Origin of the sequence: Brucella sp. TWI559 (genome assembly GCF_039674265.1) — a bacterium.
Taxonomy (GTDB): Bacteria; Pseudomonadota; Alphaproteobacteria; order Rhizobiales; family Rhizobiaceae; genus Brucella; species Brucella chromiisoli.
Window position 1 is genome coordinate 1 of record NZ_JBDJNE010000006.1, and the last position, 24705, is coordinate 24705.

Genomic DNA, 24705 nt, shown 5'->3' on the forward strand with positions numbered 1-24705 from the left:
CACTATCGCGGCATTGCAACACGTTACGACAAAAACCCGGCCAATTTCCTGGCTGCTGTCAAACTCATCGCTGTCCGCATCTGGTGCATCAGTTTATGAGTCTACGCCGTAGAGTGTTTCCTGTTTGGATTGAATTATTGGAAATGCTCTAATTAAAAAGGGTTTTAAAGAATAAAGCCCCGCCAAAGGGCAGGGCTTTATTCTATGTTCAATACGCTGTTATCACGAGAGCCAGCTCTGGTGTTTATACCAGTCATCGATATCCGATTTTACCCGGTCCTTCTCGATGCCATAGCGCTCCTGAATCTTGCCTTCCAACTGTTCGCGGCGACCGTTGATCTGGTCGAGATCATCATCAGTGAGCTTGCCCCACTGCTCCTTGATCTTACCCTTTGCTTGCTTCCAATTGCCTTCTACGCGGTTCCAGTCCATTGGATTTCCTCCGTTCTGGTTGTTGTGATGAGTTAACGCGTGAAAAGGCAATTGGTTCAGATTTTTTGGATGGGCTTTAGAATGCGTTTCGATTTGATTGAATCATAGCGCGCTTTAAATTCCCAGGAACTTGAAAGGTTCTGCGTCCTTGAATTCCTTGTTTGCAACACCTGAAAAAATGTTGCGCTGATCAGGACCAAGATCAAGTTTCTGCACTTTTCCCTTGTCGGCAGAAAAATCAATTGTGTTCAGATCAACCCAGAAAATATTCGGCGTGAGGGCTGATTCAAAGAAATACAGTTTGCGTTTCTGGTCAGACACCGTGCGCCAGCGTGTCGAAGAGATATTGGGCTGGTCCGGTGTCGTTAAGCCGTAAGGGACGGAAGCGTTGCGGATGACGCTGAACACACTTGCGATGGATTCAACCGCATCGTTGGTTTTTGGAACGGCATTGATATAAAATGACGCGCGCGTGAAGCGGTCCGAAGCCCGGTTTGTGCCCGGCAGCATCACGGTGCCGCCAATCTGCGTCCAGTAAGAATGAAGGGCGAGTTGCTCGTCAAAGGTCGGCGAATTGGTCAGAACCTGATATTTTGGGCTGTGGTGAATGACCTGCTTGCCGTCGATATATTCTACAATTGCACTGTCGCCGGATGCATCCGATATTGCAAGATGCAGTGTTGCAAGCCTGTTTTCGCCTGGAACATAATCGGTGACGATTGTGAAGGGATTGGCGCTTAGCGCTGTGACAGCTTCATCGACAGTGGCGAAATTATCGAGAACATATTGCGCCCAGGCTGCGATTGAAAGCCCTGGACCTGTGCCGTCATATTTAGGATATTGGGATTCAACCAGCCATAGCACGTTGGCAACGAGACCGGCCTCGTTCATTCCGTCGGTGGTGGAAATATCGTAGCCTGATGAGATGACGCTGCCATATTTTGAGGTCCACTGGATGGAGTTTGGACCAGCTTCGCCGCTGCGTTTCATGCCGCGCGGGAAAATCCAGAGGTTGGTGCCAACATCGACACTCCAGTCCATTGAGCGTGCTGTGATGATTTGGTCATCGGCGCCAAGATAGACCACGCGTGTGCACGCTTCCACGACCGGTGCCGCCAGCATGCTGGCAGCGACGAGCACGCTGGTGCATGCGGCTGTAAATGATTTTTTCAGAATAGACATTGATAACCCCCTGCTTTTCAAATGGTACTTCGTTCACATGTTCATGAGTTTTCATCGTTCGCCGCCATAGCCACGGCGTTTCCATTCGCTCAAAGGCATGATGTCTGGCAGGCCGCCGCCTGCTTCAAACCAAGAGTCTACCACCCACTTCACACCGCTGTTGTCCTCAATGACGGCTGTCCAATGTGGATAGCGGCCATCAAAGAAACTGCCACGCGTCGTTTTGCGTGCGGGCTGATGATATTTCAGCCAACCGCGAGAATGAAGATAGCGGATAAAGTTGTCTGTATTCGTTGATTCGTCAACACAATCCATTTGCCCCTTGATGCGTGCCCGACCAAACTGCATGCGTGGCTTGTCGCGCACTCCGATTGTGAGTGTGCTGCGCTCCTCAAAAAGTGCCACGGCTTGCCGCAGCGCCTTGCGCTCGTCGGCAGGGGATTGAGCGCCTTGCCGCAACAGGCGCTCAATGCGGCTCAAGTCCTTCGCAGTGAGGATGACTTTGGTTTTATAGGAGCAGTCATAGCCGTGGCAAACCCGAAAGGTTGCAGCATTGGCCTGCGGAATGGCTGCGAACAAAACTGTTGCGCCGATCGCTAGCATCAATGGCCTTAAATGGCGGCTATTTGGGAAGCATGTAATGATGGCGGTTTATCCCAGCTTATGGTTTGTGAACAACAGTGAGGGTTGTATGCGCTCAATTCCCTGATAGGGGTTGGCATGGATTGCCAAGATCCACAGACAAAATGCAGCGGTGGTTGAATAGATAATCAAGGATTTGATGCCTGCTACCACTCGATCTGCATGGGTGGCTGCGATGGTGATGGCCGTGAGGATCGTCAGAAACAGCAGCATATACCATTTATACATATCGACAGAGGTCGACCCTACGGACAAGCGCGTATTGCGCGCGTCCTGCAATTCATCGAAATCATGGACGAGCTGCGAAATGATGGGTGTCGGAATATCCGTTCGTGCGAGGTCGACAATCTCGCGGCGGATGTTCTGCAATGCGATTTCGACCGCTACTGCCGGCTCGATATTGCTGTGTTTCAGCCATTCGTCTTTCACGACTGCATCGCGATAATCGACAAGCGCGCTGCGCAAGGCAGGTACATTGAGAATATCGGGGCTTGCGGCGCCAACAAGTCGTGAAATCGATGATCTTTCTTCACTGGTGGCTTGGTCCGCTTTGGAGTTTGCGGTCCAGATATCGGCGGCAACAAACCCCAGCGATAATGCCCATGCCGTTGCGATTGTGCTTATGAATGCACCGATTGGTACGGACAACACATCATGGTTTGCATGCTGGGAAAGCAGGTGGAGCGCAATATGGCCCATAGCGTAGAAACACACCCCCAGCAGTAAAAAGATGATGAAAGAAGCATAGACTGAAAGTTCAAAAATCAGAGACATCCGTTTCTCATTGCTTGAGATATGTCAGGACGGGCAGCCTTTGTGAACAATCAGAAAGCCAAGTCCCAGCCCTATAAGGCCTTAGTTGAAGCCAGAAAGGAATATGTTGCAAGGACGAAATAGGGATGTGCTTATTTCTTTCTAAACAAAAAGCCGCCCGTTATCACAGGCGGCTTCCTATTGGTCCGGGTTTTTTCAGCTTAGAACACAACTGAAAAACCAACCACTGGCCCATGCTGCGTCACATCATATTTGAACTTTTCACGCGTATCGTTGTCGCGGTAATTTTGATGAAGCGCACGATAGCCGACGCGCCATATTGTAGGTAAGTCAAACAGCTTGGTGCGGTAGCCAAGGTAAATCTGACCATTGGCGCTCAGTTTCGTTCCTGCACCAAAGCCGCCGATATCTGCTTCTGCGGCGATATTCCAGCGATCATTAATGTCGTAAAGTACGCGTGTTCCGATAAATGGATCTGTCCAGTCTTTCTTGCGGGACTCGGTGTAAGGCCCCACGCTCAATGTTGCTTTCAGCTGCGTCCAGCGAACGCCCGCCGTTGGCTCAATCGCAAAAACGCGCTGTTTGCCAAAATAGGTCAGACCATCCAGATCATGCTGATAAATACGATAAAAAACACCGCCGGTCAGCGTTATAGAGACAATGTCCAGTCCAAGCTGTCTGCCGAGAACATCTTCGTCCTGGCTGGTCTTGGTGTATTGCCCATCAAAATAAGCGCCAAACGTGCCGTTGCTAATCTCGACATTGCCCATGAAACTCATATCGAGATTGTTGAAAATATCCTTAAAAGGAACGTCCACAGTGGTAGAGCGACCGAGCAAGCCAGCATTACCATTCAGTGATGCACCCCATACATAAGGGCTGAAGATCACGCGCCAGCGTTGTTGATCCTGTATTTCTGTTTGAACAGGTGCCGGCGCTATAATGTCGGCCGCCAATGCAGACGCCGTTGGCATTACGGCAAATGTGCTTGCTAAAAGGATGTTACGCATAGTCATACCCGCAAAACTCTTGCCACCATTGCCTGAATTCAGCTTCATTTTGGTCTAATCCCCCGGGAGCGTAATTTAGAATAAATTAAAGTATTTCCAGAAAAGGCTCATTAACATCAATATGTTAATCGTGCCGGTAAATAAACTGAAAAGTTCGATTGTTACACAGTTTTACTCAATTGACGATCAGCGGCAGGGGTTATTTTGCTTGTTTTTACGTGGGCGTTGCCAGCATTATTCAATCAACCGAGGCGGCACGGAAAATGAAAGTAGAAACTCTGCTTGAGAAAAGTGATTAATTTTCAGGGGGTAGGGCGACAAGACGGTCGCCCCTTTCATGATCAGGGAACATCGTCATAACCAGAGACGCCGCCTTCGTTTTCAAGGCTTGCAATGCGTTTTGATTCTGAGCGGTTGAATTTCAGTCTCACGCCAAGTCCGCCGCCATTCTCCCAGATGAACTGTGCTCCGACCTTTTCGAGCGTATCTTGCAGGGCCTTGTTCTGTTCGTCAGTGGGCGCATTGATTTTTCTTTCGAAATATTCGATGACCTGCGCGTCGATACCGGATAGCTGGGCAAGACGATCCCGCGAAAATTCCACCAGCGCCCGTGCTGCGCGACATTGTGGTCCTGTGATCATGGCAGTATTCCTTGTCATCTCAGATATACGCGATTTATTTAAGTCTATGACAAAACCCGGAAATTGCTATGTGACTTTTTGATGGATTCGTGGTGGATGATCAGTCGATCACGTAATTTTGAATATTGCGTTTTTTCGTGAACAAAATTTGACCACAGTCTTGCTTGTTCGCGGAGCGCACGTTTCTTACATAAGCGTTGCGCCGCAGGAGGGGCACCGTTGGCTTGGCTTCTTTTCAGGTTGATATGTCGACCTGTCTTATCAACACATAATCAAATGGTTTGCGATGACCACTTATAAATATTTTATCTGGCCTGCCGTTTTTACGGTCATAGGCTTTCTCGGCGCGCTCTGGCTCGGATATTCGATGACGGGCACGGTCGGTGGCATGATTTCCGTTTTTATCATCTGCGCGGTGCTCAGTGTTCTGGAAATCTCGCTATCCTTTGACAATGCTATTGTAAACGCGCGTATCCTGCGCGACATGACGCCGAAGTGGCAGCATCGATTTCTGACATGGGGCATTGTGATTGCTGTCTTTGGCATGCGTATCATCTTCCCGCTTGCCATTGTCGCAGTTGCTATGTGGACAGACCCTCTTTCCGCACTCAAACTTGCTATCTGGCAACCGGATGAATATGCGCGGGTGATTGCAGAATCTCACACGGGCATTGCCGCCTTTGGTGGCACATTCCTCATGATGGTTGGCATGAAATACTTTTTCGATGTCGAGAAGGACGTGCATTGGGTCAAGGCCATTGAGAGCCGCATGTCGAAGTTTGCTTCGGTTCAGGGGATCGAGATTGGTGTTGCCGTCGCACTTATCCTGTTTTTCTCCTACCAGCTTGATGCCGAACACTCGCACACTTTCCTTGTGGCTGCGCTGTTTGGTTTGCTGACCTTCCTTGCGGTTGAGGGGCTGGGTGCTGTTCTTGATGCCTCACAGGAGCAGGTGGACATGGTTCACCGGGGTGGGCTTGGCGCATTCATTTATCTGGAAGTGCTTGATGCCAGCTTCTCGTTCGACGGTGTCATCGGTGCCTTTGCGCTGACGACGAACCTGTTTGTGATTGCGATTGGTCTTGGTATTGGTGCGTTTTATGTGCGCTCGCTCACCATTATGTTGGTGGAGCGTAAGACGCTCGGCCAGTATCGCTATCTGGAGCACGGCGCATTTTACGCCATTCTGGTGCTGGCAGTGATCATGTATGTACAGACACTCTACCATATTCCGGAAGTTATTACTGGTCTTATCGGTGCAGTTTTGATTGGTCTCTCCTTCATATCCTCAATCCGTTATAACAAGAAAAACCCTGAATGGCAGAAAGAGGCTGACGAGACAGCCCTTCAATGAGTTGCGAATGATAAATAGCGATAAAAGGCGGCAATTGCCGCCTTTTTTGTTGACCGAATCAAAAGAGTTGGCAAGCGTTGCTCCACTCACGGTATGGCCCGTCTGAGCGTATCTTCATAAGCTGTCAGCTTCAAAAAGGCTGTGGCTACGACTTTTTTGGAGAGGGGTTTTCCATGGTCGTCACCCGTTTAAGCAAAACCGTCTTTGTCGCGGCGATTGCTTTTTTTGCAACACTCGTTTCTTTCGGCAATATCACTGATTACGGCAGCAATTTTGCCTTCGTTCAGCACGTGCTTCTGATGGATACGATCTTCCCGGATGCAACAATCAAGTATCGGGCGATTGAAAGCAATTTCCTGCACAATGCCGCCTATATCATGATTATTGCAGCAGAAACATTGACTGCAATTCTCTGCTGGATCGGTGCTTTTGCCATGTGTGGCCGTTTGAGCGGTGATGCACAAAGCTTCAACCGTTCCAAGAAGTGGGCCATTGGTGGGCTATCGCTTGGTTTCCTCGTCTGGCAGGTTGGCTTTATGTCGATTGGTGGCGAATGGTTCGGCATGTGGATGTCGTCAACCTGGAACGGCATCGAATCTGCATTCCGCTTCTTTATCACCATCATTGCCGTGCTGATTTATGTCGTTTTGCCGGATGGCGAGATCGAAAAATAATCAGATGAAATGCGATGCAAGGGTGGGTTCGTTGATGAGTTCAACACCTGCCTTTTGCATTTTCTCAAGCATCGCATTCATTGAGCCGCCAATATCAATGCCGCGACAGGCATCAAGCCGGACACGCACCTGAAATCCATGTGATACGGCATCCATGGCCGAAAAGGCGACGCAGAAGTCGGTTGCAAGTCCCGCAAGTGTCAATGATGCGATATTGCGGTCACGCAGATATCCCGCAAGTCCGGTTGGTGTTTGACGGTCGTTTTCATAAAAAGCTGAATAGCTGTCCACTCCCACACGAAAGCCCTTGCGGATGACAAGCTGCGCACGGTCCCGTTGCAGATCGGGATGAAAGTCAGCGCCATGGGTGCCTTGAATGCAGTGGTCAGGCCATAATGTTTGTGGCCCATAAGCCATCTCAACATTATCATAAGCCTTTTTTCCGGGGTGGCTGGAGGCGAAGCTGGAATGGCCGGCCGGATGCCAGTCCTGTGTCAGAATGACATGTTCGCTCTCATCAATCAGCCGGTTGATTGCAGGTAGAATTTCATCACCTTTATCAACAGCCAGCGCACCACCGGGACAGAAATCGTTCTGAACATCGATAACCAGAAGGGCATGACCAATCATAAGGCACTCCATTGAATTTAACGGCATAGTGGTGCGCTATGTGGTTTGGTCCGTCAAGTCGTTCAGGCATCAATCTCGACACGACCACGCGGACGGCTGCAACAGGCAAGAATGTAACCTTCCGCCACTTCGTCATCACGAATGCCGCCATTGTGGTTCATTTCGGTTTCGCCAGCGATGCATTTGACTTTGCAGGTGCCGCAGATGCCGAACTCGCAGGCACTCGGAATTTTAAGCCCGCCATTGCGCGCTGCGAGCAGGATCGTGTCGTTTTGGGTGCATTCGACTTCAACGCCCGACAGGCTGAAGACAATGCTTGCCGGGGCAACAGCGGGCGCGGTAGGGGCGGTTGGGGTATCAACAGCAAGAGCGGATGGTACTGGCACCGACGAGATTTCGGTCGCAGGTTGGAAGCTCTCCTGATGATAATTGGCCATATTGAAGCCTGATTGCTCCAAAAGGCTCCGCACACCATTCATGAATGGCTCAGGCCCGCAGCAAAATACTTCGCGCTGCATGAAATCAGGTGCCAGCAGTTCCAGTCGGGCGCGGTCAATGCGCCCGTGTAGGCCGGGCCAGACATGGCGGGCTGAGGATTGTTCAACGATAAAGGCAAGGCGCATGGCCTCCATGCGCCCTGAAAGCAGTTCGAGCTCCTTGCGGAAAATAATGTCGTCGGGCGTGCGTGCGCAATTGATGAAAGCAACATCGCTTGTCGGTGCACAATCAAACAGCCAGCGCGTCATGGACACCATTGGTGTGATGCCGGAGCCAGCCGAGATGAAAAGATATTTGTCGCTCGGATGATTGGCGAGCGAGAAGTCACCATTTGGGCCATAGGCTTTGATGGCCATCGGCGGGCGAAGATGATCAAGCATCCAGCGGGTGCCGATACTGTCCTTCTGGGCCTTGACCGTGACCGAGATATGGTAGGGCCGCGAAGGGGTCGATGACAGCGTATAGGTCCGCAGCACCGGCCCCAATCCATCAGCGCGTTCAATCGGCAGTTCGAGGGTGACAAACTGGCCCGGTGTATAGCGGAACCAGTTGTCCTCCAGCGTTTTGAAGGAGAAGGTCATGACGTCTGGCGCTTCTTCGATGGCCGAGATGCATTGCAGCATTTGCAGCCTGTCGTTCCACGGCAGCATCTCGTCCAGATATTTCAGAGGCTGCATGGCCTTCTCACTTCTCAATGGCTTTATTTTACGCAACGCGGCTGAGTTTCGCAGTTTCACCCTTCAGGCGAGGTGTGACTGTGTTGGTGTACCATTCGAGGAACTGCATCACGCCCCCTTCATGCTCAACCGAGTAAGGACCGGGCTGATAAGCGGGTGAGCGAATGCCGACCGCATTTTCTTCCACAATCTGACGATCCTGATCATTGGTCTGAAGCCAGACATGGGTCAGTTCATTGAGATCATAATCAACGCCTTCAACCGCATCCTTGTGAACGAGCCATTTGGTTGTCACCATGGTCTCTTCGGCGCTGATCGGCAGCACGCGGAAAGAGATAGCGTGGTCGGCCATCAGATGGTTCCACGTGGATGGATAATTGAAGAGCAGCATTGCGCCGATATTGGTGTTACCAGCAACCTTATCGCTCAGTGGCTTTTTGACTGCCGGCTTGCCCGACATGGTGTAGCTTACAGCATCGCGCAAGAGTGGAATGCGGGTGATGCGATAGCGGCCATCGTCCGACATGGTGAATTGGGCTGGCAAACCGATCGTTGCGCAGTTCTTCCAGAGCTGGTTGATTTCCGGGTCTTCCATAACGCCCTGCACGCCGGTAGCACTCGGTGCTTCGGGATAGGTGCGGCAAAGCTCCGGGTGGTTGGCCGCACAGTGATAGCACTCACGGTTGTTTTCCCACACGAGCTTCCAGTTGCCCTTCTCGATAATTGAGCTTTCAAAGGCGACCTTGGCTTCCTTGATGTTATGCGGGGCGAGATAAGGCTCAACGAGACTGCGGAAGCTGTTGAAATCCGGTGCTTCATCAGCAACGCAGATATAGATATAACCAGCGACGCTCTCGCAATGAACCTGTTTCAAACCATAGTCGGCGGGCTTGAAATCCGGACCGACCTGACGCGCAAAGAGAAGGCGACCATCAAGTTCATAGGTCCACTGATGATAAGGGCAGACGAGTTTTGCTGCAGTGCCTTTTTCGGCAGAACAGATGCGTGAACCGCGATGACGGCAGGAATTGTGAAACGCGCGGATGCCACCCTGTGCATCGCGCACGATCACGACCGGATAGGCACCCACCTGAACGGTCATATAAGAACCGGTTTTGGGTAGCTCGCAATCGTGGCCGACAAACAGCCAGTCGCGATAGAAGACGTTTTCCAAGTCCAGCTTGTAAAAATCGGGATCCGTGTAAAACTTCTGCTCAAGGCTGAAATTTGGGTCGCGCCCGGTCAAAAGCCCCAGCATTTCGTTGCGAACGTCCATAGTATTGAACCCTCTGTGTCCATCATCATGAGCCTGCAGGCGCTGTTCTCTCAGCGACGCATGCCCGGTGGAATGTTCCCGTTGTCTTCTGGAAGCACAGCTTTTCCCATTATCTCAATGGCTTGCCTGTTCATGCGATCATGTTCAAACTGACTTCCGTTGTCATGATTCAATCATTGAAATGTTCTAAACGCGCATTGGGATGCGACATGATTTTCGCGTAAAGACGACACGTCAAAATGACGCGCAGCAGTTTGCAAATGTGTGGGGTGTGTGCGTGTGGGATTGCCAAGAGCACTCAAAGGCAGTTACCAAACTGCGAAATATATCCGGTTTCATTCTATGGGAGGCTTAGAGGCCATGAAACGTTCTGAAGTTAACGAGATTATCCGCGAAAGCGACGCTTTCATTCGTTCTTTTGGCTACGTCATGCCTCCCTTCGCTTACTGGTCGCCCGAAGAGTTGAAAACGCGCACTTCAAGCGACGCAAAGGCCATTCGCGATGGGCGTCTTGGCTGGGACATTACGGATTACGGTCAGGGCAAATTTGCTGATCTTGGATTGTTTTTGTTCACGACGCGCAATGGCAATGCTGAAGACCTCAAGCGCGGCGGTGGAATGCTCTATGCTGAAAAGATCATGATCTCGCGCAAGAATCAGATTTCGCCGATGCATCGCCATGTGGTCAAAGCAGAAGACATCATCAATCGCGGTGGTGGTACGCTGGTTCTCGAACTCTTCAATTCGCGCGCGGATGGCAGCGTTGATGAAGAAACGGATGTAACGGTTGCCACCGATGGCCGCCTTGTGACGCAAAAGGCTGGTGCGCATCTCAAGCTCAGCCCTGGCGAAAGTGTCACGCTTTTGCCGGGTAACTGGCACGCGTTCTGGGGTGAGGGGGGCGACGTGCTGATCGGAGAAGTTTCGACCGTCAACGACGACCTGACGGATAATATTTTCCGCGAGCCGATTGGACGTTTTTCCAATATTGAGGAAAACGAACAGCCATTGCACCTTTTGGTGTCAGACTATGATAAATGGCTCTGAGCTCAACTAAAGGACTGAACATATGAAGCTGGCGATGATCGGAACGGGCTATGTGGGTCTGGTGTCGGGTGTGTGTTTTGCCGAATTCGGCTTTCACGTCACCTGTGTCGACAAGAATCCGTCTATCATCGAGCGGCTCACTGCGGGCAAGGTTACGATTTTCGAACCGGGGCTTGATGAGCTTATGGGTCGTAATATTCGTGACGGTCGGCTTGAATTCAGTACCGATTTGGCGACAAGCGTCGCCGATGCCGATGTGATCCTGATCGCCGTTGGCACTCCGTCACGGCGCGGCGATGGCGAGGCTGATCTGCAATATATTGAAGCTGCTGCCGATGAAATTGCCGCCGCTATGAAGCCGGGAGCGGTGGTTGTCATTAAGTCGACAGTCGTTGTCGGCACCAATGCGCGCATTCGTGATCGCATTGCGGCTGCGCGTCCGGGTGTTGAATTCTCTATGGTTTCAAATCCGGAATTCCTGCGCGAAGGCTCGGCAATTGAAGATTTTATGCGGCCTGATCGCGTCGTCGTCGGCGTTGATGATGAGCGTGGTAAGGCTGCCATGCAGCGGCTTTACCGGCCGCTTTATATACGTGAAACGCCAATGGTGATCACGTCGCTGGAAAATGCTGAAATCATCAAATATGCCGCCAATGCCTTTCTTGCGATGAAGGTCACATTCATCAATCAGGTGGCCGACCTTTGCGAAAAGACCGGCGGTAACGTGCAGGAAGTTGCGCGTGCCATCGGCATGGATAATCGCATTGGCTCAAAATTTCTGCATGCGGGGCCGGGCTTTGGCGGCTCGTGTTTTCCAAAAGATACACGTGCCTTTGCCGCGACCGGCAAGAAATATGGCGCACCGCAGTCGCTGATCGAAGAAGTGATTGCAGTCAATGAGGCGCGCAAGCAATCAATGGCAGAGCGTATTGTTGCCGCGGCCCATGAGAGCGGAACGAAGACTGTTGCGGTGTTGGGGGTCGCTTTCAAGCCGAATACAGATGATATTCGTGAATCGCCATCGCTGGATATTATTGCAGCGATTCAGAAGGCGGGTATTACCGTGCGCGCGCACGATCCTGAGGCAATGGATGCTGCAAGATCCGTATTGCCCGATGTGGTCTGGTGCGGCTCTGCCTATGAGGCCGCAGAAGGTGCAGGCGTTGTAGCGCTGCTGACCGAATGGAATGCCTACCGCGCCCTTGATCTCAAGCGATTGCGCGGTGTGATGGATGGTAATGTTTTGATTGATCTGCGCAATGTCTACAAAGCCGAAGACATTGCTGAGACGGGGCTTGATTATCGCTCAGTGGGACGGACGTCGAAAATCCAGTCGCTATCCGCAAAAGCCCATTAATTTGCTGCCCTAAGCCTCTTTTTCTCATTCGCAATCAGCCAAAGGTTGCGAATGTAGACAATCAGGCCGAAGCCTTGGCCTGCGATAAAGACTGGATCCTTGCGCTGAATTGCGTAAATGAGCAGCAAAACGCCGCCGACCAGCGAAAAGAACCAGAAAGCCACAGGCATTACGCTTTTTTTGGCCTTTTCAGATGCCAGCCACTGCACGACAAAGCGCATTGTGAAGCAGGCCTGCGCAACGAAGCCCAGAATGATCCAGCCGTCCCACTGCGCCACGAATACATCATGAAGCCATTGGACCACGCTGCTAAAAATATCAGTCATGGGTGATCTCCGTCACGCGTGGCACAACCTTGCGACGCTTGCGCAACCACCATACGCCATAAAGGTCGAGAATGCCGCGCAGACCTCGGTCGAGAATACCGTAATTGGATTTGCCGTGACGCCGTTCGCGGTCGGTGACGTCGATATGCACGACATCAAAGCCCTCACGCAGCGCAAGCGCTGGCAGATAACGGTGCCAGCCGTCAAAAAATGGCAGTTGGCGGAATAGATCGGTATGCAAGGCTTTCAGTCCACAACCGGAATCGCGCGTCTTGTCTTTCAGGATCGCGCCGCGCAGATTGTTGGCAAAGCGCGAAGAAAGCTGCTTGAGCTTGGTATCTGTGCGCTTGAGGCGCTGACCGGCGGCGATACCAAAAGCGGGGCCAGCATTGATCAAAGCATCTGCGAGCGCTGGCAGATAGGCCGGGTTGTTCTGCCCATCGCCATCCATTGTCACAACAATCTGGCCGCGGGCCGCGAAAACGCCGGATCGCAAAGCAGCGCTTTGCCCGGAGGAGCGATCATGACGGATATGGCGCAGCGGCTTGCCTGCATGGATGCGGCCTGCCAGTACATCGCTGGTGGAATCTGTCGAGCCATCGTCAACGACAATCACTTCATACGCGCGGCCCAGCATGGCGCTGTCAACCTCATCAAGCAGGAAAGCAAGGTTGTCAGCTTCATTGCGACAGGGGATGACCACTGAAATCGTTGGTGTTGCCAAGCGGAGTTTCCTTCATTCCTTGCGCATTTTCCGTCAAATCGTTGCTAATATCTCAGTCTAGGGGCCCTGTGGCGCGCAAGGCGGGCTCCATAACATTGATTGCCGGGTAAACCAAGCGTTTCAAAAAATTGTGAGCTAGACTGGATATTTGTGTGCGCCGCTTTTACTCTGAGATGGGGGAAGACGGAAGTACCTCTGCGAGCCAATCCAGAAAATTTTGCGTCACGTCATCCCGGTTGATGTCGTTCAGACCTTCATGACGGGTTTCAGGATAGAGAGTGCAGGTAATATTCTTAAAGCCCATGGCTTTCATCCTGTCGGCCAGTTTGCGCGTGGCTTTGGCTTTGTCGGTTGCAGGGTCCTGCATGCCGCCAACGAGGTTGAATGGCAGCTCTTTGCGCATATTTGCAAAATGACTGTTTGTCGCTCCCGTTTTCATCATGCGGAATATGTCGATCCACAATGCAATGGTTGGATCAAAGCCACAGAGCGGATCACGGATATAGGCTTCGACCTCAGCCGGATCGCGAGACAGCCAGTCGAAAGCGGTCCGATGGTCGGGAACGGCGTTTCCCCACGCCCGGAACGTCAGTTTCGGCAAGATCGTGCTTGGAACGTCGGAGCCTTTCAACATGCGCTCTGCATAAAGGATTGCTTTTGCGACACTATTCTCAATGCCGCCATTGAAATTAGAGTTCCAGACGGCAACTGCATCAATCGTATCCGAATGCGCAAGCGCGTAATTCAGCGCGATCAAGCCCCCCATGGAGTGCCCAAATAATACCACCGGCACGCCGGGATGCGCTGCATGAATATGATAGTTGAGTGCCAGAACATCCCCGATAGCCACTCTATCGCCGTCTTTGGGCGCAAACATTCCTCGTGGCGCATGGAAGCCAATATTGGCGCCGTGCCCACGATGATCATGGGCGTAAACATGATAGTCCGCCTGATTGAGCGCTTCGGCGAAGCGCGCATAACGAGCGGAATGTTCGGCCAATCCATGGCAGATTTGTATGGCGGCTTTTGGCCGGGCAGCCAGCGCCTCCCGATATGGGAGTTCGGTTCCGTCTGAGAGCTGCAAGCGTTTGATGGGTTGAAATGTCATCAGGTCATCAGAATTTATGCCGCGCAAATAGTCAAATTCTCTTTTGGTGGTGTCGTTTAAAAAGGCATCCAGAGGTTGAATGAACTAATTTTAGGCATTTACAATTTTCGAGTAAATTTCGCTTGAAAACCGCAAAATCCTAGGCAAATCTGTCCTAATCAGGGAATGTGGGCTGGGTTTTGAAGAGAATTCAGAGGCGTCGAATTTCAGTCTTTAAGGCATAACTAGCAGGCCGTTCGGTGAAAGGGAGGATACTTTCCCGAGTGGTGGCCAGAGGGGAAACCGGGTGACGGAAATATCCGCGCCCGGTTTCATTTTATTCAAGCACATTTCCATGTCGACTTTGCGCGATGATATTTGCTTCCGCGCGCTATTTCGCCTACATACCCAGCAGAATTTTTCCTTGCGGTTCGGCAAATGGCCGTTCACGCTCTCTAACTCGTGGAGACGACGCGCTTTATGGCACGCCAATTCATTTATCATATGTCCGGGCTGAACAAGGCCTACGGTGCAAAGAAGGTTATCGAAAACCTTCATCTGTCATTCTATCCAGATGCGAAGATCGGTATCCTTGGTCCAAATGGTGCCGGTAAATCGACAATTCTCAAGATCATGGCTGGTCTCGACAAGGATTATACGGGTGAGGCCTGGCTCGCTGAGGGTGCAACGTGCGGCTATCTCGCGCAGGAACCGCATCTTGATCCGGAAAAAAACGTTCTTGGCAATGTGATGGAAGGTGTGGCCGCGAAGACGGCTATTCTCGACCGTTACAACGAGCTGATGATGAATTATTCCGACGAAACCGCCGACGAAGGCGCCGCACTTCAGGATGTCATCGACAGCCAGAATCTGTGGGATCTGGATAGTCAGGTTGAAATGGCGATGGAAGCACTGCGCTGCCCGCCAGCGGATGCCGATGTTACAACTCTCTCTGGTGGTGAGCGTCGCCGTGTTGCGCTTTGCAAGCTGCTTCTGTCAAAGCCTGATCTGCTGCTGCTTGACGAACCGACCAACCACCTTGACGCTGAAACCACTGCTTGGCTGGAAAAGCACTTACGTGAATATGAAGGCGCAGTTCTTCTCATCACGCACGATCGCTACTTCCTTGACAATGTGACAGGCTGGATTCTCGAACTCGATCGCGGTCGCGGCATTCCTTACGAAGGCAACTACTCTGCCTATCTGGAAGCGAAGTCCAAGCGTATGATTCAGGAAGGTCGTGAAGAAGATTCGCGTCAGAAGGCCCTTGAGCGTGAGCGTCAGTGGATTGCTGCGAGCCCGAAGGCGCGTCAGTCGAAGTCCAAGGCTCGTATCAAGGCTTATGATCAGCTCGTTGAAGCTGCCAACAATCAGCGTCCGGGCGATGCCCAGATTCTGATCCCGGCAGGCGAGCGTCTCGGTCAGGTGGTTATTGAAGCTGAAGGTCTGACCAAATCGTTTGGCGACCGTATGCTGATCGAAAACCTCACTTTCAAGCTGCCTCCAGGTGGTATCGTTGGTGTTATCGGTCCAAACGGTGCTGGTAAGTCGACGCTGTTCAAGATGATCACTGGTCAGGAAAAGCCGGATTCCGGTTCAATCCGCATCGGTGACACAGTTCATCTTGGTTATGTCGATCAGAGCCGCGATCATCTCGACCCGAACAAGAATGTCTGGGAAGAAATTTCCGGCGGCAACGATATTATCAAGCTTGGCAAGTTTGAAATGAATTCCCGCGCTTATTGCGGCGCGTTCAATTTCAAGGGCGGTGATCAGCAGGCCAAGGTTGGTAATCTGTCCGGCGGTCAGCGCAACCGTGTGCATCTTGCCAAGATGTTGCAGGCTGGCGGGAACGTTCTGCTGCTCGACGAACCGACCAACGATCTTGATACGGAAACGCTGGCAGCGCTTGAAGATGCGCTCGAAAAATACGCTGGCTGCGCTGTTATCATCTCCCACGACCGTATGTTCCTTGATCGTCTGGCAACGCATATTCTGGCATTCGAAGGCGACAGCCATGTCGAATGGTTCGAAGGTAACTTCGAAGATTATGAAGCGGATAAGGTTCGTCGTCTCGGACCCGAAAGCGTCAATCCAAAGCGGGTGACTTACAAGCCGCTGACACGCTAAAAACTCAAAGGCCGGTGCATCGCACCGGCCTTTTTGCTGTATGGAGTTTGCAAATGAAAGACTGGTCCGCAAAGCAATATTTGAAGTTTGAAGATGAACGGAGCCGTCCTGCGGCTGATCTTCTTGCGCAGATTAAAATCGATAACCCGCGCAAGGTGGTCGATATTGGTTGCGGTCCGGGAAATTCTACCGGGCTTCTGGTTAATCGCTGGCCCAGCGCGCATGTTTCCGGCTTTGATACCTCGCCGGATATGATCGAAAAGGCGAGAGCGCGTCTCCCAGAGGTCGAGTTTTCGGTCGCTGATGCAACGCGTTACGCGCCGGATGCGCAGACGGATGTGCTGTTTTCCAATGCGGTCTTTCAGTGGTTTGCTGATCCCGTTGCTGAAATGAGACGGCTTGTTTCGCTTTTGCAGCCCGGTGCCTTTCTGGCAGTTCAGATGCCCGACAATATGATGGAGCCAGTGCATGTTGCCATGCGGGAGGTTGCGCAATCGGAAGCCTTCAATGATAAAATTGGCAGGACAGGAAGAGCACCTCTGCCGCCTGTGTCAGAATTTTACAATGCTTTTGCAGGGCAGGTGTCGCGCATCGATATCTGGCACATGATTTATAATCACCCGCTGGAAAGCGTTGATACGATTGTTGAATGGGTGAAGGCAGCTGGTCTGCGCCCGTTTCTCGATCCACTGGATGCTGCGGAGCAAAGCCAGTATCTGAGTGCGTATAAATCAGCGATCAACAAGCACTACCCGGAAATCAAGGATGGCCGGGTTCTACTGCGTTTTCCGCGTCTGTTCGTTGTTCTGCAGAAATAGGCACGCGGATTTTACAGATCGACCTTTTCGTCTTCATCTGCGGTAACGAGCCGTGTGGCGCGCCATTCGGTCAGCTTTTTATTGATCTCATCAAGCACAAAGAAACGTGCTGAATCTTTGTCGTAACCGTCATCACGCAGCGCGTCATAGTCGGTATGGGCATGGCGGACATGCGCCACTGTTGCCAGCCATACGGCAATTGAAGGCGGGAGCGATTTCATATGCGGCGCAAGGGCTGCCGCACGAATTGGTTCTGAATCCGAATAAGGAACCGCAGGAAGCAAAAGCGTCAGCGATTTTGCAACAGCCTTCTGGCGTTCTGTGCTTGCACCCATGGCGGTCATCCTTTCCTGCTTGCAGCAAGATTCGATGTAATCATAACCCAGCTGTCATTCTGCTCAAACGGCTACGCGAACACTATGACAGTTTTGCTGTGTATGGGATCGTGAAAACTGCTTGCACCGCAAATGAATTTCACATAAACATATCTTTATATGTTTAGTGGTGTGGAGATTGCGAATTGCGCTTGCAGCTCGATCAGATGGTGGATGTTTTAAAAGCAGTGGCTGAACCGAGCCGTCTGCGCATCCTTGCGCTTCTTGCGAGGGGCGATTTGACTGTTTCGGACCTGACTGCAATCCTTGGCCAGTCGCAGCCGCGCGTGTCGCGCCATCTTAAGCTGCTTGGCGAAGCTGATCTGATCGATCGCTATCAGGAAGGTGCCTGGGCCTATTTCCGACTTTCGGATAACGCAGTTTGCGGCGAGGTTGCGCGCAATCTTTTGTTGAAACTTGATGCTGCGGATACGCTTATTGAACGCGATCTGGAGCGCCTATCACAGGTCAAATCCAATCGTCAGGAAAAGGCTGCGGCCTATTTCAGTGCCAATGCTGGCAGTTGGGATGAAATCCGTAAGCTGCATGTTCCTGAAAATGCGGTTGAAGCAGCACTCAAAACCATTGTGGGCGACAAACCGTTTCAGTCTATGCTTGATGTCGGCACGGGTACTGGCCGTCTGCTGGAGCTGTTCTCACCGCTTTATGCGCGTGGTCTTGGCATCGATATCAATCGTGACATGCTTGCCGTGGCGCGCGCCAATCTTGATCTCGGATCGGTGAACAATGCGCAGGTAAGGCAGGGCGATGTTTATGCATTGCCTGTTGAGCGCGAGAATTTTGACTTGGTGACAATCCATCAGGTGCTGCATTTTCTTGATGATCCGTTGGCTGCAATCCGCGAGGCGGCGCGTGCGCTGCGTCCGGGTGGAAGGCTGCTGATCGTCGATTTTGCTCCGCATAAACTTGAGTTTCTGCGCGAAGACCATGCGCATTTGCGGCTTGGGTTTAGCGATGAGCAGATGCTGGGCTGGATGAAAGAAGCCGGGCTTGAGCCTGCAGAAACGCGCACCCTGGGGCCGAAGGTTGCCAATGGTGACGATGGATTGACAGTCAAGCTGTGGCTTGGCCGCGACCCACGCCTGCTGATCGCCGATCCGGCACCACAGAATATAAGCATGACGGAGACAGTTTAATGGGCTTTTACGGTCTTTCACGCCGATCTGACATCGGCCAGACCACACGGGTATCGTTTGAATTCTTTCCGCCCAAGTCGGAAGAAATGGAACAGCGCCTGTGGGAAACGGTAACGCGGCTTGCGCCGCTCAAGCCGGAATTTGTCTCCGTGACTTACGGTGCGGGCGGGTCGACGCGGGAGCGCACGATCCGCACGGTTGCGCGTATTCTGAAAGAGACGGATATCAAGCCTGCGGCCCATCTCACCTGTGTGGATGCGACCCGCGAGGAGGTTGATCGTGTTGCGCAGGAATTCGCAGAACTTGGTGTTAATCGCTTTGTAGCGTTGCGTGGCGATCCGGCTGCCGGTATTGGTGAGAAATATGTTCCCACACCGGGCGGCTATCAGAATGGCGCCGAGCTGGTTGGCGGTTTACGCAAGCTTGCCGATTTCGATATTTCGGTTTCGGCCTATCCGGAAAAGCATCCCGAAAGCCCGGATTTCGCTACAGATATCGATATGCTCAAGCGTAAGGTCGACAATGGCGCAACGCGCGCCATCACGCAGTTCTTCTTCGATAATGATCTTTATGAGCGTTATGTCGAACGCGTGCGCCGTGCGGGCATCTATATTCCGATTGTTCCGGGTGTTCTGCCCGTGCATAATTTCAAGCAGGTTCGCAATTTTTGTGCACGTTCTGCAACGCATATTCCGACATGGCTGGCGGAGCGCTTCGATGGTCTGGAAAACGATGCGCAGACGCACCAGCTTGTTGCAGCCGCCATTGCTGCCGAACAGGTGATGGATCTGATCGAGCGTGGCGTGCAGGATTTCCATTTCTACACGATGAACAGGGCTGATCTTCCTTATGCCATCTGCCACATGATTGGCATTCGGCCTAAAACAGAAACTTCATTGCAAGTGGCCTGAAACGTGAAAAGCCCGGTTTAAAACCGGGCTTTTCTTTCAGATGAGAAGAATTGATTTATCCTCAAAACCAAGGTCTTCTAATGGCTTAGGCTATTCCTAATCAGGGAATGACGCCTGCTATCAACGCTGCAACAAATGCAAATGCTGCACAGATCATGAGGACATTCAAAGATCGCGTGAGTCCCATTGGTCTGTCTCCTTTTATGCATCCGACGAGGTCGAATGCGCGCTGGTAGAGATCCTGAATCTAAGCGCAAAAGGCCTTAAACAAAAGAACATTTCTCACTGCAATATGTGGTGATCGTGGAAAAAACCTTCTGTTTACCACCTAAGTCATTGAAATTTTTAACTGTAAAAGTTTGTTCACATTTCATGAAAATGCCACGAAACCGCCAATTTTGGAGGTGGCTTTGACCCAGTGTCGGGTATGTTTTAGCTGATAAAGGCAAGGAAAACGGACAGAGTCACGACCGAAATCGTTGTCGAATAGAGAATGACATTCGACGTAATTGCGGCCTCACGACGATAATGTTCGGCCAGCATGAAGGGACCGGTGCCAGCGGGCAGGGCTGCCAGCAAGGTCACACTCTGTGCCAGATGTGATGGCAGTTGAAACACATAAACAGCAAGCAGCCATGTGGCGAGCGGCATGACCACCAGCTTGACCGAAACAAGAAAAGCGATGGCATTGATGCTTTCGCGCTCAATCTTTCGCGGCTGGGCAAGGAAAAGCCCGAGTGCAACAAGTGCGCATGGAGAGGCTGCGCCGCCTAACATCTTCAGAAATGTTTCAGCAGGTGCGGGAATGGCAAAGCCGGTTACAGGCACCAGCATTCCGAGGAACGGTGCGACGAGCAACGGATTGCGGATCAGCGAGTGCGTAACCTTCCGGGCAAGATGAAGCGGCTTCTTCTCGGTTTGCAGGCCTATTTCGATCAGGACAATGGCAAAAGCGAAGGTCACGCAAACGGTGATGACGATGGTGATCGTGGTCGCAGCGAGAACGCCTGAACCAAATGCAATCATCGAAAGCGGAATGCCCATATAGCCTGTATTGGGATAGGCGGCGTTAAGGCCATCGATGGCGCTGTCTGCAAGCGGCTGCTTACCGCGCAGGCGGATGATGAAGGGCAGGGCAAAGGCCACGGCGCTGCCAAGCAGAAAAGCGCCGATGAAGCCCGGTTGCCATAAATCGCCACCATGCGTGTTGGCCATGATGTCGAAAAGCAGGGCGGGCAGTGCGAGATAGACGACGAAGCGGTTGAGTTCTGCAATTGCATGTGGGCCTAATATTTTTAGCCTGAACGCCAGCCAACCTGAGAAAATCAGGGCAAACACGGGCAGGACAACGATAAGGGTTGAGAGCATGGCGACCAGCGTGATTGCAAAAGTTGAAAGGCGCGGAGATTGTCCGCGCCTTTGATTTATTCTGAAATTAAAGCTTTTCGAGCAGTTCAGGTGTTGGCCAGGAATCGGCAGGCATTCCAAGACGCAATTGCTCGGTACGGACCGCATCGCGGGTTAACACACCGAAGACGCCATCAATCTTGCCCATATCATAGCCACGCGCCTGAAGCTTGGTCTGGAGTTCCTTCATCTGGTCCTGCGTCAGGCCCTGATCGGGGTTGCCGGGATTGAAGGCTGGCGCACCTGCAAGGCGGGTGGCGAAATAAGCAGCGGTCGTCGCATAAACGATCGACTTGTTCCATTCCACAAAAACATCGAAGTTTGCATAAGACAGGAAGGCAGGTCCCTTGCGGCCCAGTGGCAGCAACAGCGATGCATCGCCATCATCAGGGCCAAGCGGTCCATTAAGCCCGACTACACCTTGTTCTGCCCACCATGAATGCGGCTTGCGATTGGTGCGGATGGATTCTTCCCATGGCAGATCTTTGGTGATGCGTACTTCTTCGAGCCAAGGCTCGCCACGCTTCCAGCCGAGTTCGGAAATCATGCGGCCAGCGGTCATCATCGCGTCAGGAACGCTGTTCTTGAGATCGACCTTGCCATCGCCGTCACCGTCGACGCCGCGTTCAAGATAATCCTTCGGCAGAAGCTGCATCATGCCGATTTCACCGGCCCATGCGCCTGTTGTCGCCGCATCGACAACGCCGGTGTCGAAAAGCTTGAGAAGGGCGATCAGCTGCGGACGAAAGAGTTCCGGGCGGCGGCAATCGTAAGAAAGTGTCACAAGCGCGTTCAGCGTATCGAAATCGCCCTGAATGGCGCCATAATCGGTTTCGAGCCCCCAGAAGGCTGCAAGCACCGGACCCGGCACGCCATACGTGTCTTCGACCTTCTTGAAAACATCGGCATATTTGACGAGGTTATTCTGGCCGTTCTTCAGGCGCGCTTCAGAAATCAGGCGCTTCGAGAATTCGGTGAATGTCAGGTTGAAGACCGTCTGTTTACGGTCACGGTCGAGAACTTTCTGTTCAAGCGAGGCCTTGTGCAGTTCGGCAATGCCCTTTTCACCCACGCCTGCTGCGCGCGCTTCCTTGGTCAGATTATCCATCCACTGACCATAATCGATCTCGCATTCCGGCTTAGGCAGATTGGCCGCATTGGTTGCAGCATCTGGACCCGGAGAGGCGAGCGCAGGCGAAATTGCAGTTGATGCCAGTAAAGCGGCAGCCATCACTGAAGCGATAAGTTTCATCGAGAGAACTCACAATTAAAAGAGAAAGAACTTCCCCATTTATTTCCAAAATCTAAAGCATCGGCCCAAAAATCGAAATCGTTTTTGGAAAGCTTTACGCTTAAACTCAATAATGTAGAGCGTCCTTTGTGCGTCCAACCGAACGCACGCCGCTCTAGTGCCTCATCACGTCATGGAAATGAAGCGAAACTTAGTATGCGCTCTCATTTGATGCCGAGTTAACGGACCTTGTTGCTTTCCAGCCACTTTTTCCAGGCGCTGGCGCTGCCCGCAAACACGTTGATATCTGCATCACCCTTGATACCCGGAATGGTGCCGGTGCCGGTATATTGCCAGAAGGTCCACGGATGCGGCCCATATTTTTCCGTTGGATGGCCCGCAGTTGAGCGCAGCCAGAATGGATAACCGTGCAGCTGATTGAGATTATTCTCATCAAAGAAATCGACGGTCGTGTAGATGATGGGACGCTTACCGTAATGTTTTTCAACGGCATTGAGGAAAATCTTCATTTCCTTGCGCACGATGGCTTCGTTCGGCCTCAGCTTACAGGTGGGGGAATGCGCATTCCATTCCATGTCGAGGACAGGGGGTAAGGCGTTGGGATCGTGCGGAACATTCTGAATGTACCAACGGGCCTGTTCGATGGCTGGACGGCAGAAATAATAGAAGTGATAGGCACTGCGTGGAATGCCAGCCTGTTTTGCGCCGTTCCAGTGTTCAGCAAAACGATCATCGAGGCGATCACCACCTTCTGTTGCCTTGATAAAGGCAAAGGAAATGCCGCTGCGCCGCACCGCATTCCAGTCGACATCGACCTGATATTTGGAAACATCCGTACCGTGGATCGGATAATGCCATGGAGTGCGCCCAGTCCATTCAAATGGCTTGCGATCATCAAAACGTGGCGCGTTTATGGAACCTGTGGGGCGCGCCATTTGCTGCATCGAACTGCCGGATTTTTTAACATCGGCAAAATCGTAGTCGACTGTGGTGCAGCCGGCCAGAAGTAACATGCCAAGGGCTAGAATGCTGCGGTTGGCCATACGGTTCATACAGGGATCCCGGTGTCGCGAATCAATTTTAACAACGGTTACGCGATCCGTGTATCAACGTCATCAGTTATGCTCGCAAAAACTTGCGGGAAATAGATTGTGTTGCGGCGATTGAGAGGGGGAAATTCCCGTTCCCTTATTTTAAAAGCGCGCCCCGAGAGGCCGCTGCGGTGTTTCTGCTTAAGTTAAGCCCTTTCGGGTTATCGGCACGCGACGGAAAAATATGGTTACCACTTTGTTATTATGGCGGTTTGTTACCAGCCGTAAGACTAATTGAGAGAACCTTTCCGCATACTCGCCGTTTTGTCCTGTGATGTTGAGAGCGTCGCCAAGCATCACCGGGGACGAAAAAGTGATGTGACGATGTCTTAATAGGGTGATTGGCCGTTAACCGGTCAGGCACGAGAAACAATGCGCGTTGGATCAGTCCCCACAACGCTGTTTTTTAGGGAAGGATAGCCATCATGAAGAAGTTTTTAATTGCTTCGGTTGCTGCCGTATCGTTTTTGGGGCTTGCAGCATGCAGCGACAATTCCAACGATGCCAGCAAGGCACCGGCATCGCCTTCGCCTGAAGCGCCGGCCGCGCCTGCTAACAATGACACAATGACTCCACCTGCGACCCCACCTTCGACACCTGCTCCTGCGCCGGCAACGCCAGGTACGACCGGCACGCCGCCTGCAAATTAAGGGGCAGTTCAGTTGATATTGCGTCAGCTTTGTTTGCTGATAAGTGAATGGCGGTCCGGTTGGCGGACCGCCATTCGCCCCGTAAGGAGCGAAGATGATGGATAATTCCGCAGCGGTTGATAATAAAGACAGTATAACTGCGTTTTCCATGTTCAAACGCCGGCTTTCTTCGGTTATGTCTTTTGTTATGAGCCGCCATTTTTTGTTTTTGATTTCCGCTATTGTTCTGGTTGCCCTTGCCGCTTGCGGCAAAGGAGAGGATGAGCAGGCTGCCGTTCCTTCTCAGGAAGAGCAAACAACGTCTGCACCTGCGCCAGAGCAGGATGGCCCGAACTTGATGAAGGCTTTGCAGGATAATTCCGGCGTTATGACGCCGGAAGAGCAGAAAGCCGCTATTGACCGGGCGCGCGCGAATGCGGAAGCGGCAGCCAAGGCTGTTGGCCAGAGCGAACAACAGGCGCAGGCCGCAGGTGAAGCGGCAGCGAGCGCAGCTCAGCGGTCGTTTGAGTCTCGTCAGGCAGCGCAATAATCGGCGCTGCCAAGCCTATATTCTTCCAGTTTATTGTTTTTTCTGTTTTGCAACG

At 52.1% G+C, this 24705-nt stretch carries 26 protein-coding genes and 1 pseudogene; 11 read left to right on the forward strand and 16 right to left on the reverse strand.

Translation table 11 applies throughout. From position 1 onward, the window contains the following. Positions 1-99: pseudogene (locus tag ABE530_RS09425) on the forward strand (IS5/IS1182 family transposase); the annotation flags it as partial. A 123-nt stretch (positions 100-222) separates the two neighbouring features. On the opposite strand, the gene ABE530_RS09430 reads toward ABE530_RS09425, so the two are convergent. The 6 genes from ABE530_RS09430 to ABE530_RS09455 form a co-directional block, all read right to left on the reverse strand. Continuing rightward, positions 223-432 (reverse strand): CsbD family protein, encoded by a 210-nt coding sequence (locus ABE530_RS09430; RefSeq protein ID WP_265985458.1) that lies wholly within the window; start codon positions 430-432, stop codon positions 223-225. 114 nt (positions 433-546) lie between these two features. Then, positions 547-1614, reverse strand: a complete 1068-nt coding sequence (locus tag ABE530_RS09435; RefSeq protein ID WP_265985457.1) for a linear amide C-N hydrolase — start codon at positions 1612-1614, stop codon at positions 547-549. Positions 1615-1665: 51 nt separating this feature from the next. Further along, positions 1666-2217: a hypothetical protein gene (locus ABE530_RS09440; protein WP_265985456.1), complete on the reverse strand. Its 552-nt coding sequence runs from the start codon at positions 2215-2217 to the stop codon at positions 1666-1668. 48 nt (positions 2218-2265) lie between these two features. Then, on the reverse strand, positions 2266-3030 hold the full coding sequence (locus tag ABE530_RS09445; protein WP_396997609.1) for a bestrophin-like domain: 765 nt from the start codon (positions 3028-3030) through the stop codon (positions 2266-2268). Positions 3031-3230: 200 nt separating this feature from the next. Beyond that, complete coding sequence (locus ABE530_RS09450) at positions 3231-4040, reverse strand: hypothetical protein (RefSeq protein WP_499694455.1); 810 nt, start codon at positions 4038-4040, stop codon at positions 3231-3233. A gap of 341 nt (positions 4041-4381) precedes the next feature. Then, the gene (locus ABE530_RS09455) at positions 4382-4681 is read right to left on the reverse strand and encodes an XRE family transcriptional regulator (protein ID WP_396997607.1); all 300 of its coding nucleotides are present in this window, start codon (positions 4679-4681) and stop codon (positions 4382-4384) included. Positions 4682-4967: 286 nt separating this feature from the next. Here ABE530_RS09455 and ABE530_RS09460 point away from each other — a divergent pair, with 286 nt between their 5' ends. Both ABE530_RS09460 and ABE530_RS09465 read left to right on the forward strand, forming a co-directional pair. After that, complete coding sequence (locus ABE530_RS09460; RefSeq protein WP_265985453.1) at positions 4968-6035, forward strand: DUF475 domain-containing protein; 1068 nt, start codon at positions 4968-4970, stop codon at positions 6033-6035. Between the two features lie 173 nt (positions 6036-6208). Continuing rightward, positions 6209-6709 (forward strand): DUF2165 family protein, encoded by a 501-nt coding sequence (locus ABE530_RS09465; protein ID WP_396997605.1) that lies wholly within the window; start codon positions 6209-6211, stop codon positions 6707-6709. Here ABE530_RS09465 and pncA read toward each other — a convergent pair whose 3' ends face one another. The 3 genes from pncA to ABE530_RS09480 all read right to left on the reverse strand — a co-directional run bounded on the left by pncA (position 6710) and on the right by ABE530_RS09480 (position 9790). Continuing rightward, positions 6710-7339 (reverse strand): bifunctional nicotinamidase/pyrazinamidase, encoded by a 630-nt coding sequence (gene pncA, locus ABE530_RS09470; RefSeq protein WP_499694362.1) that lies wholly within the window; start codon positions 7337-7339, stop codon positions 6710-6712. A 62-nt stretch (positions 7340-7401) separates the two neighbouring features. Next, complete coding sequence (locus tag ABE530_RS09475) at positions 7402-8514, reverse strand: FAD-binding oxidoreductase (RefSeq protein ID WP_499694363.1); 1113 nt, start codon at positions 8512-8514, stop codon at positions 7402-7404. 28 nt (positions 8515-8542) lie between these two features. Further along, positions 8543-9790, reverse strand: a complete 1248-nt coding sequence (locus ABE530_RS09480; RefSeq protein WP_265985449.1) for an aromatic ring-hydroxylating oxygenase subunit alpha — start codon at positions 9788-9790, stop codon at positions 8543-8545. 360 nt (positions 9791-10150) lie between these two features. Between ABE530_RS09480 and ABE530_RS09485 the strand changes: the two genes are divergently transcribed. Next, on the forward strand, positions 10151-10837 hold the full coding sequence (locus tag ABE530_RS09485) for a D-lyxose/D-mannose family sugar isomerase (protein WP_499694364.1): 687 nt from the start codon (positions 10151-10153) through the stop codon (positions 10835-10837). 22 nt (positions 10838-10859) lie between these two features. Then, positions 10860-12194, forward strand: coding sequence for a UDP-glucose dehydrogenase family protein (locus tag ABE530_RS09490; protein ID WP_396997597.1), 1335 nt, complete (start codon positions 10860-10862; stop codon positions 12192-12194). Here the strand turns inward: ABE530_RS09490 and ABE530_RS09495 are convergent. The 3 genes from ABE530_RS09495 to ABE530_RS09505 all read right to left on the reverse strand — a co-directional run bounded on the left by ABE530_RS09495 (position 12191) and on the right by ABE530_RS09505 (position 14352). Then, positions 12191-12520, reverse strand: a complete 330-nt coding sequence (locus ABE530_RS09495; protein WP_265985446.1) for a lipid-A-disaccharide synthase N-terminal domain-containing protein — start codon at positions 12518-12520, stop codon at positions 12191-12193. The two genes, ABE530_RS09490 and ABE530_RS09495, sit on opposite strands and share 4 nt — an antisense overlap. Next, positions 12513-13244: a glycosyltransferase family 2 protein gene (locus tag ABE530_RS09500; RefSeq protein ID WP_265985445.1), complete on the reverse strand. Its 732-nt coding sequence runs from the start codon at positions 13242-13244 to the stop codon at positions 12513-12515. The genes ABE530_RS09495 and ABE530_RS09500 overlap by 8 nt, the downstream gene beginning before the upstream one ends. 163 nt (positions 13245-13407) lie before the next feature. After that, positions 13408-14352 carry an alpha/beta fold hydrolase gene (locus ABE530_RS09505; protein ID WP_499694365.1) on the reverse strand — a complete coding sequence of 315 codons (945 nt, stop codon included), beginning with the start codon at positions 14350-14352 and terminating at the stop codon, positions 13408-13410. 459 nt (positions 14353-14811) lie between these two features. Between ABE530_RS09505 and ettA the strand changes: the two genes are divergently transcribed. Both ettA and tam read left to right on the forward strand, forming a co-directional pair. Next, positions 14812-16461 (forward strand): energy-dependent translational throttle protein EttA, encoded by a 1650-nt coding sequence (ettA, locus tag ABE530_RS09510; RefSeq protein WP_396997593.1) that lies wholly within the window; start codon positions 14812-14814, stop codon positions 16459-16461. A gap of 53 nt (positions 16462-16514) precedes the next feature. Continuing rightward, positions 16515-17279 carry a trans-aconitate 2-methyltransferase gene (gene tam / locus ABE530_RS09515; protein ID WP_499694366.1) on the forward strand — a complete coding sequence of 255 codons (765 nt, stop codon included), beginning with the start codon at positions 16515-16517 and terminating at the stop codon, positions 17277-17279. 11 nt (positions 17280-17290) lie between these two features. Here tam and ABE530_RS09520 read toward each other — a convergent pair whose 3' ends face one another. Then, positions 17291-17614 carry a DUF2293 domain-containing protein gene (locus ABE530_RS09520; RefSeq protein ID WP_265985441.1) on the reverse strand — a complete coding sequence of 108 codons (324 nt, stop codon included), beginning with the start codon at positions 17612-17614 and terminating at the stop codon, positions 17291-17293. A gap of 206 nt (positions 17615-17820) precedes the next feature. Between ABE530_RS09520 and ABE530_RS09525 the strand changes: the two genes are divergently transcribed. Together ABE530_RS09525 and metF are read left to right on the forward strand one after the other, a co-directional pair. After that, on the forward strand, positions 17821-18810 hold the full coding sequence (locus ABE530_RS09525) for an ArsR/SmtB family transcription factor (protein ID WP_499694456.1): 990 nt from the start codon (positions 17821-17823) through the stop codon (positions 18808-18810). After that, positions 18810-19721 carry a methylenetetrahydrofolate reductase [NAD(P)H] gene (metF, locus tag ABE530_RS09530; protein ID WP_265985440.1) on the forward strand — a complete coding sequence of 304 codons (912 nt, stop codon included), beginning with the start codon at positions 18810-18812 and terminating at the stop codon, positions 19719-19721. The genes ABE530_RS09525 and metF overlap by 1 nt, the downstream gene beginning before the upstream one ends. Before the next feature lie 432 nt (positions 19722-20153). On the opposite strand, the gene ABE530_RS09535 is transcribed toward metF, so the two are convergent. From ABE530_RS09535 to ABE530_RS09545, 3 genes are all read right to left on the reverse strand, one after another. After that, on the reverse strand, positions 20154-21089 hold the full coding sequence (locus tag ABE530_RS09535; RefSeq protein WP_499694367.1) for an AEC family transporter: 936 nt from the start codon (positions 21087-21089) through the stop codon (positions 20154-20156). A gap of 67 nt (positions 21090-21156) precedes the next feature. Beyond that, complete coding sequence (locus ABE530_RS09540) at positions 21157-22380, reverse strand: lytic murein transglycosylase (protein WP_396997585.1); 1224 nt, start codon at positions 22378-22380, stop codon at positions 21157-21159. 218 nt (positions 22381-22598) lie between these two features. Continuing rightward, positions 22599-23432: a glycoside hydrolase family 25 protein gene (locus ABE530_RS09545; protein ID WP_499694368.1), complete on the reverse strand. Its 834-nt coding sequence runs from the start codon at positions 23430-23432 to the stop codon at positions 22599-22601. A gap of 464 nt (positions 23433-23896) precedes the next feature. Here ABE530_RS09545 and ABE530_RS09550 point away from each other — a divergent pair, with 464 nt between their 5' ends. Together ABE530_RS09550 and ABE530_RS09555 are read left to right on the forward strand one after the other, a co-directional pair. Continuing rightward, positions 23897-24121 (forward strand): hypothetical protein, encoded by a 225-nt coding sequence (locus ABE530_RS09550; RefSeq protein ID WP_499694369.1) that lies wholly within the window; start codon positions 23897-23899, stop codon positions 24119-24121. A gap of 97 nt (positions 24122-24218) precedes the next feature. Continuing rightward, complete coding sequence (locus tag ABE530_RS09555) at positions 24219-24650, forward strand: hypothetical protein (RefSeq protein WP_499694457.1); 432 nt, start codon at positions 24219-24221, stop codon at positions 24648-24650. Positions 24651-24705: the final 55 nt, after the last annotated feature.

Bases quoted from the DNA above. Each gene is read 5' to 3' on its own strand.
- ABE530_RS09430 (WP_265985458.1), bottom strand. From the start codon at position 432: ATGGACTGGAACCGCGTAGAAGGCAATTGGAAGCAAGCAAAGGGTAAG.
- ABE530_RS09435 (WP_265985457.1), bottom strand. From the start codon at position 1,614: ATGTCTATTCTGAAAAAATCATTTACAGCCGCATGCACCAGCGTGCTC.
- ABE530_RS09440 (WP_265985456.1), bottom strand. From the start codon at position 2,217: ATGCTAGCGATCGGCGCAACAGTTTTGTTCGCAGCCATTCCGCAGGCC.
- ABE530_RS09445 (WP_396997609.1), bottom strand. From the start codon at position 3,030: ATGTCTCTGATTTTTGAACTTTCAGTCTATGCTTCTTTCATCATCTTT.
- ABE530_RS09450 (WP_499694455.1), bottom strand. From the start codon at position 4,040: ATGCGTAACATCCTTTTAGCAAGCACATTTGCCGTAATGCCAACGGCG.
- ABE530_RS09455 (WP_396997607.1), bottom strand. From the start codon at position 4,681: ATGATCACAGGACCACAATGTCGCGCAGCACGGGCGCTGGTGGAATTT.
- ABE530_RS09460 (WP_265985453.1), top strand. From the start codon at position 4,968: ATGACCACTTATAAATATTTTATCTGGCCTGCCGTTTTTACGGTCATA.
- ABE530_RS09465 (WP_396997605.1), top strand. From the start codon at position 6,209: ATGGTCGTCACCCGTTTAAGCAAAACCGTCTTTGTCGCGGCGATTGCT.
- pncA (WP_499694362.1), bottom strand. From the start codon at position 7,339: ATGATTGGTCATGCCCTTCTGGTTATCGATGTTCAGAACGATTTCTGT.
- ABE530_RS09475 (WP_499694363.1), bottom strand. From the start codon at position 8,514: ATGCAGCCTCTGAAATATCTGGACGAGATGCTGCCGTGGAACGACAGG.
- ABE530_RS09480 (WP_265985449.1), bottom strand. From the start codon at position 9,790: ATGGACGTTCGCAACGAAATGCTGGGGCTTTTGACCGGGCGCGACCCA.
- ABE530_RS09485 (WP_499694364.1), top strand. From the start codon at position 10,151: ATGAAACGTTCTGAAGTTAACGAGATTATCCGCGAAAGCGACGCTTTC.
- ABE530_RS09490 (WP_396997597.1), top strand. From the start codon at position 10,860: ATGAAGCTGGCGATGATCGGAACGGGCTATGTGGGTCTGGTGTCGGGT.
- ABE530_RS09495 (WP_265985446.1), bottom strand. From the start codon at position 12,520: ATGACTGATATTTTTAGCAGCGTGGTCCAATGGCTTCATGATGTATTC.
- ABE530_RS09505 (WP_499694365.1), bottom strand. From the start codon at position 14,352: ATGACATTTCAACCCATCAAACGCTTGCAGCTCTCAGACGGAACCGAA.
- ettA (WP_396997593.1), top strand. From the start codon at position 14,812: ATGGCACGCCAATTCATTTATCATATGTCCGGGCTGAACAAGGCCTAC.
- tam (WP_499694366.1), top strand. From the start codon at position 16,515: ATGAAAGACTGGTCCGCAAAGCAATATTTGAAGTTTGAAGATGAACGG.
- ABE530_RS09520 (WP_265985441.1), bottom strand. From the start codon at position 17,614: ATGGGTGCAAGCACAGAACGCCAGAAGGCTGTTGCAAAATCGCTGACG.
- ABE530_RS09525 (WP_499694456.1), top strand. From the start codon at position 17,821: ATGGTGGATGTTTTAAAAGCAGTGGCTGAACCGAGCCGTCTGCGCATC.
- metF (WP_265985440.1), top strand. From the start codon at position 18,810: ATGGGCTTTTACGGTCTTTCACGCCGATCTGACATCGGCCAGACCACA.
- ABE530_RS09535 (WP_499694367.1), bottom strand. From the start codon at position 21,089: ATGCTCTCAACCCTTATCGTTGTCCTGCCCGTGTTTGCCCTGATTTTC.
- ABE530_RS09540 (WP_396997585.1), bottom strand. From the start codon at position 22,380: ATGAAACTTATCGCTTCAGTGATGGCTGCCGCTTTACTGGCATCAACT.
- ABE530_RS09545 (WP_499694368.1), bottom strand. From the start codon at position 23,432: ATGAACCGTATGGCCAACCGCAGCATTCTAGCCCTTGGCATGTTACTT.
- ABE530_RS09550 (WP_499694369.1), top strand. From the start codon at position 23,897: ATGAAGAAGTTTTTAATTGCTTCGGTTGCTGCCGTATCGTTTTTGGGG.
- ABE530_RS09555 (WP_499694457.1), top strand. From the start codon at position 24,219: ATGGATAATTCCGCAGCGGTTGATAATAAAGACAGTATAACTGCGTTT.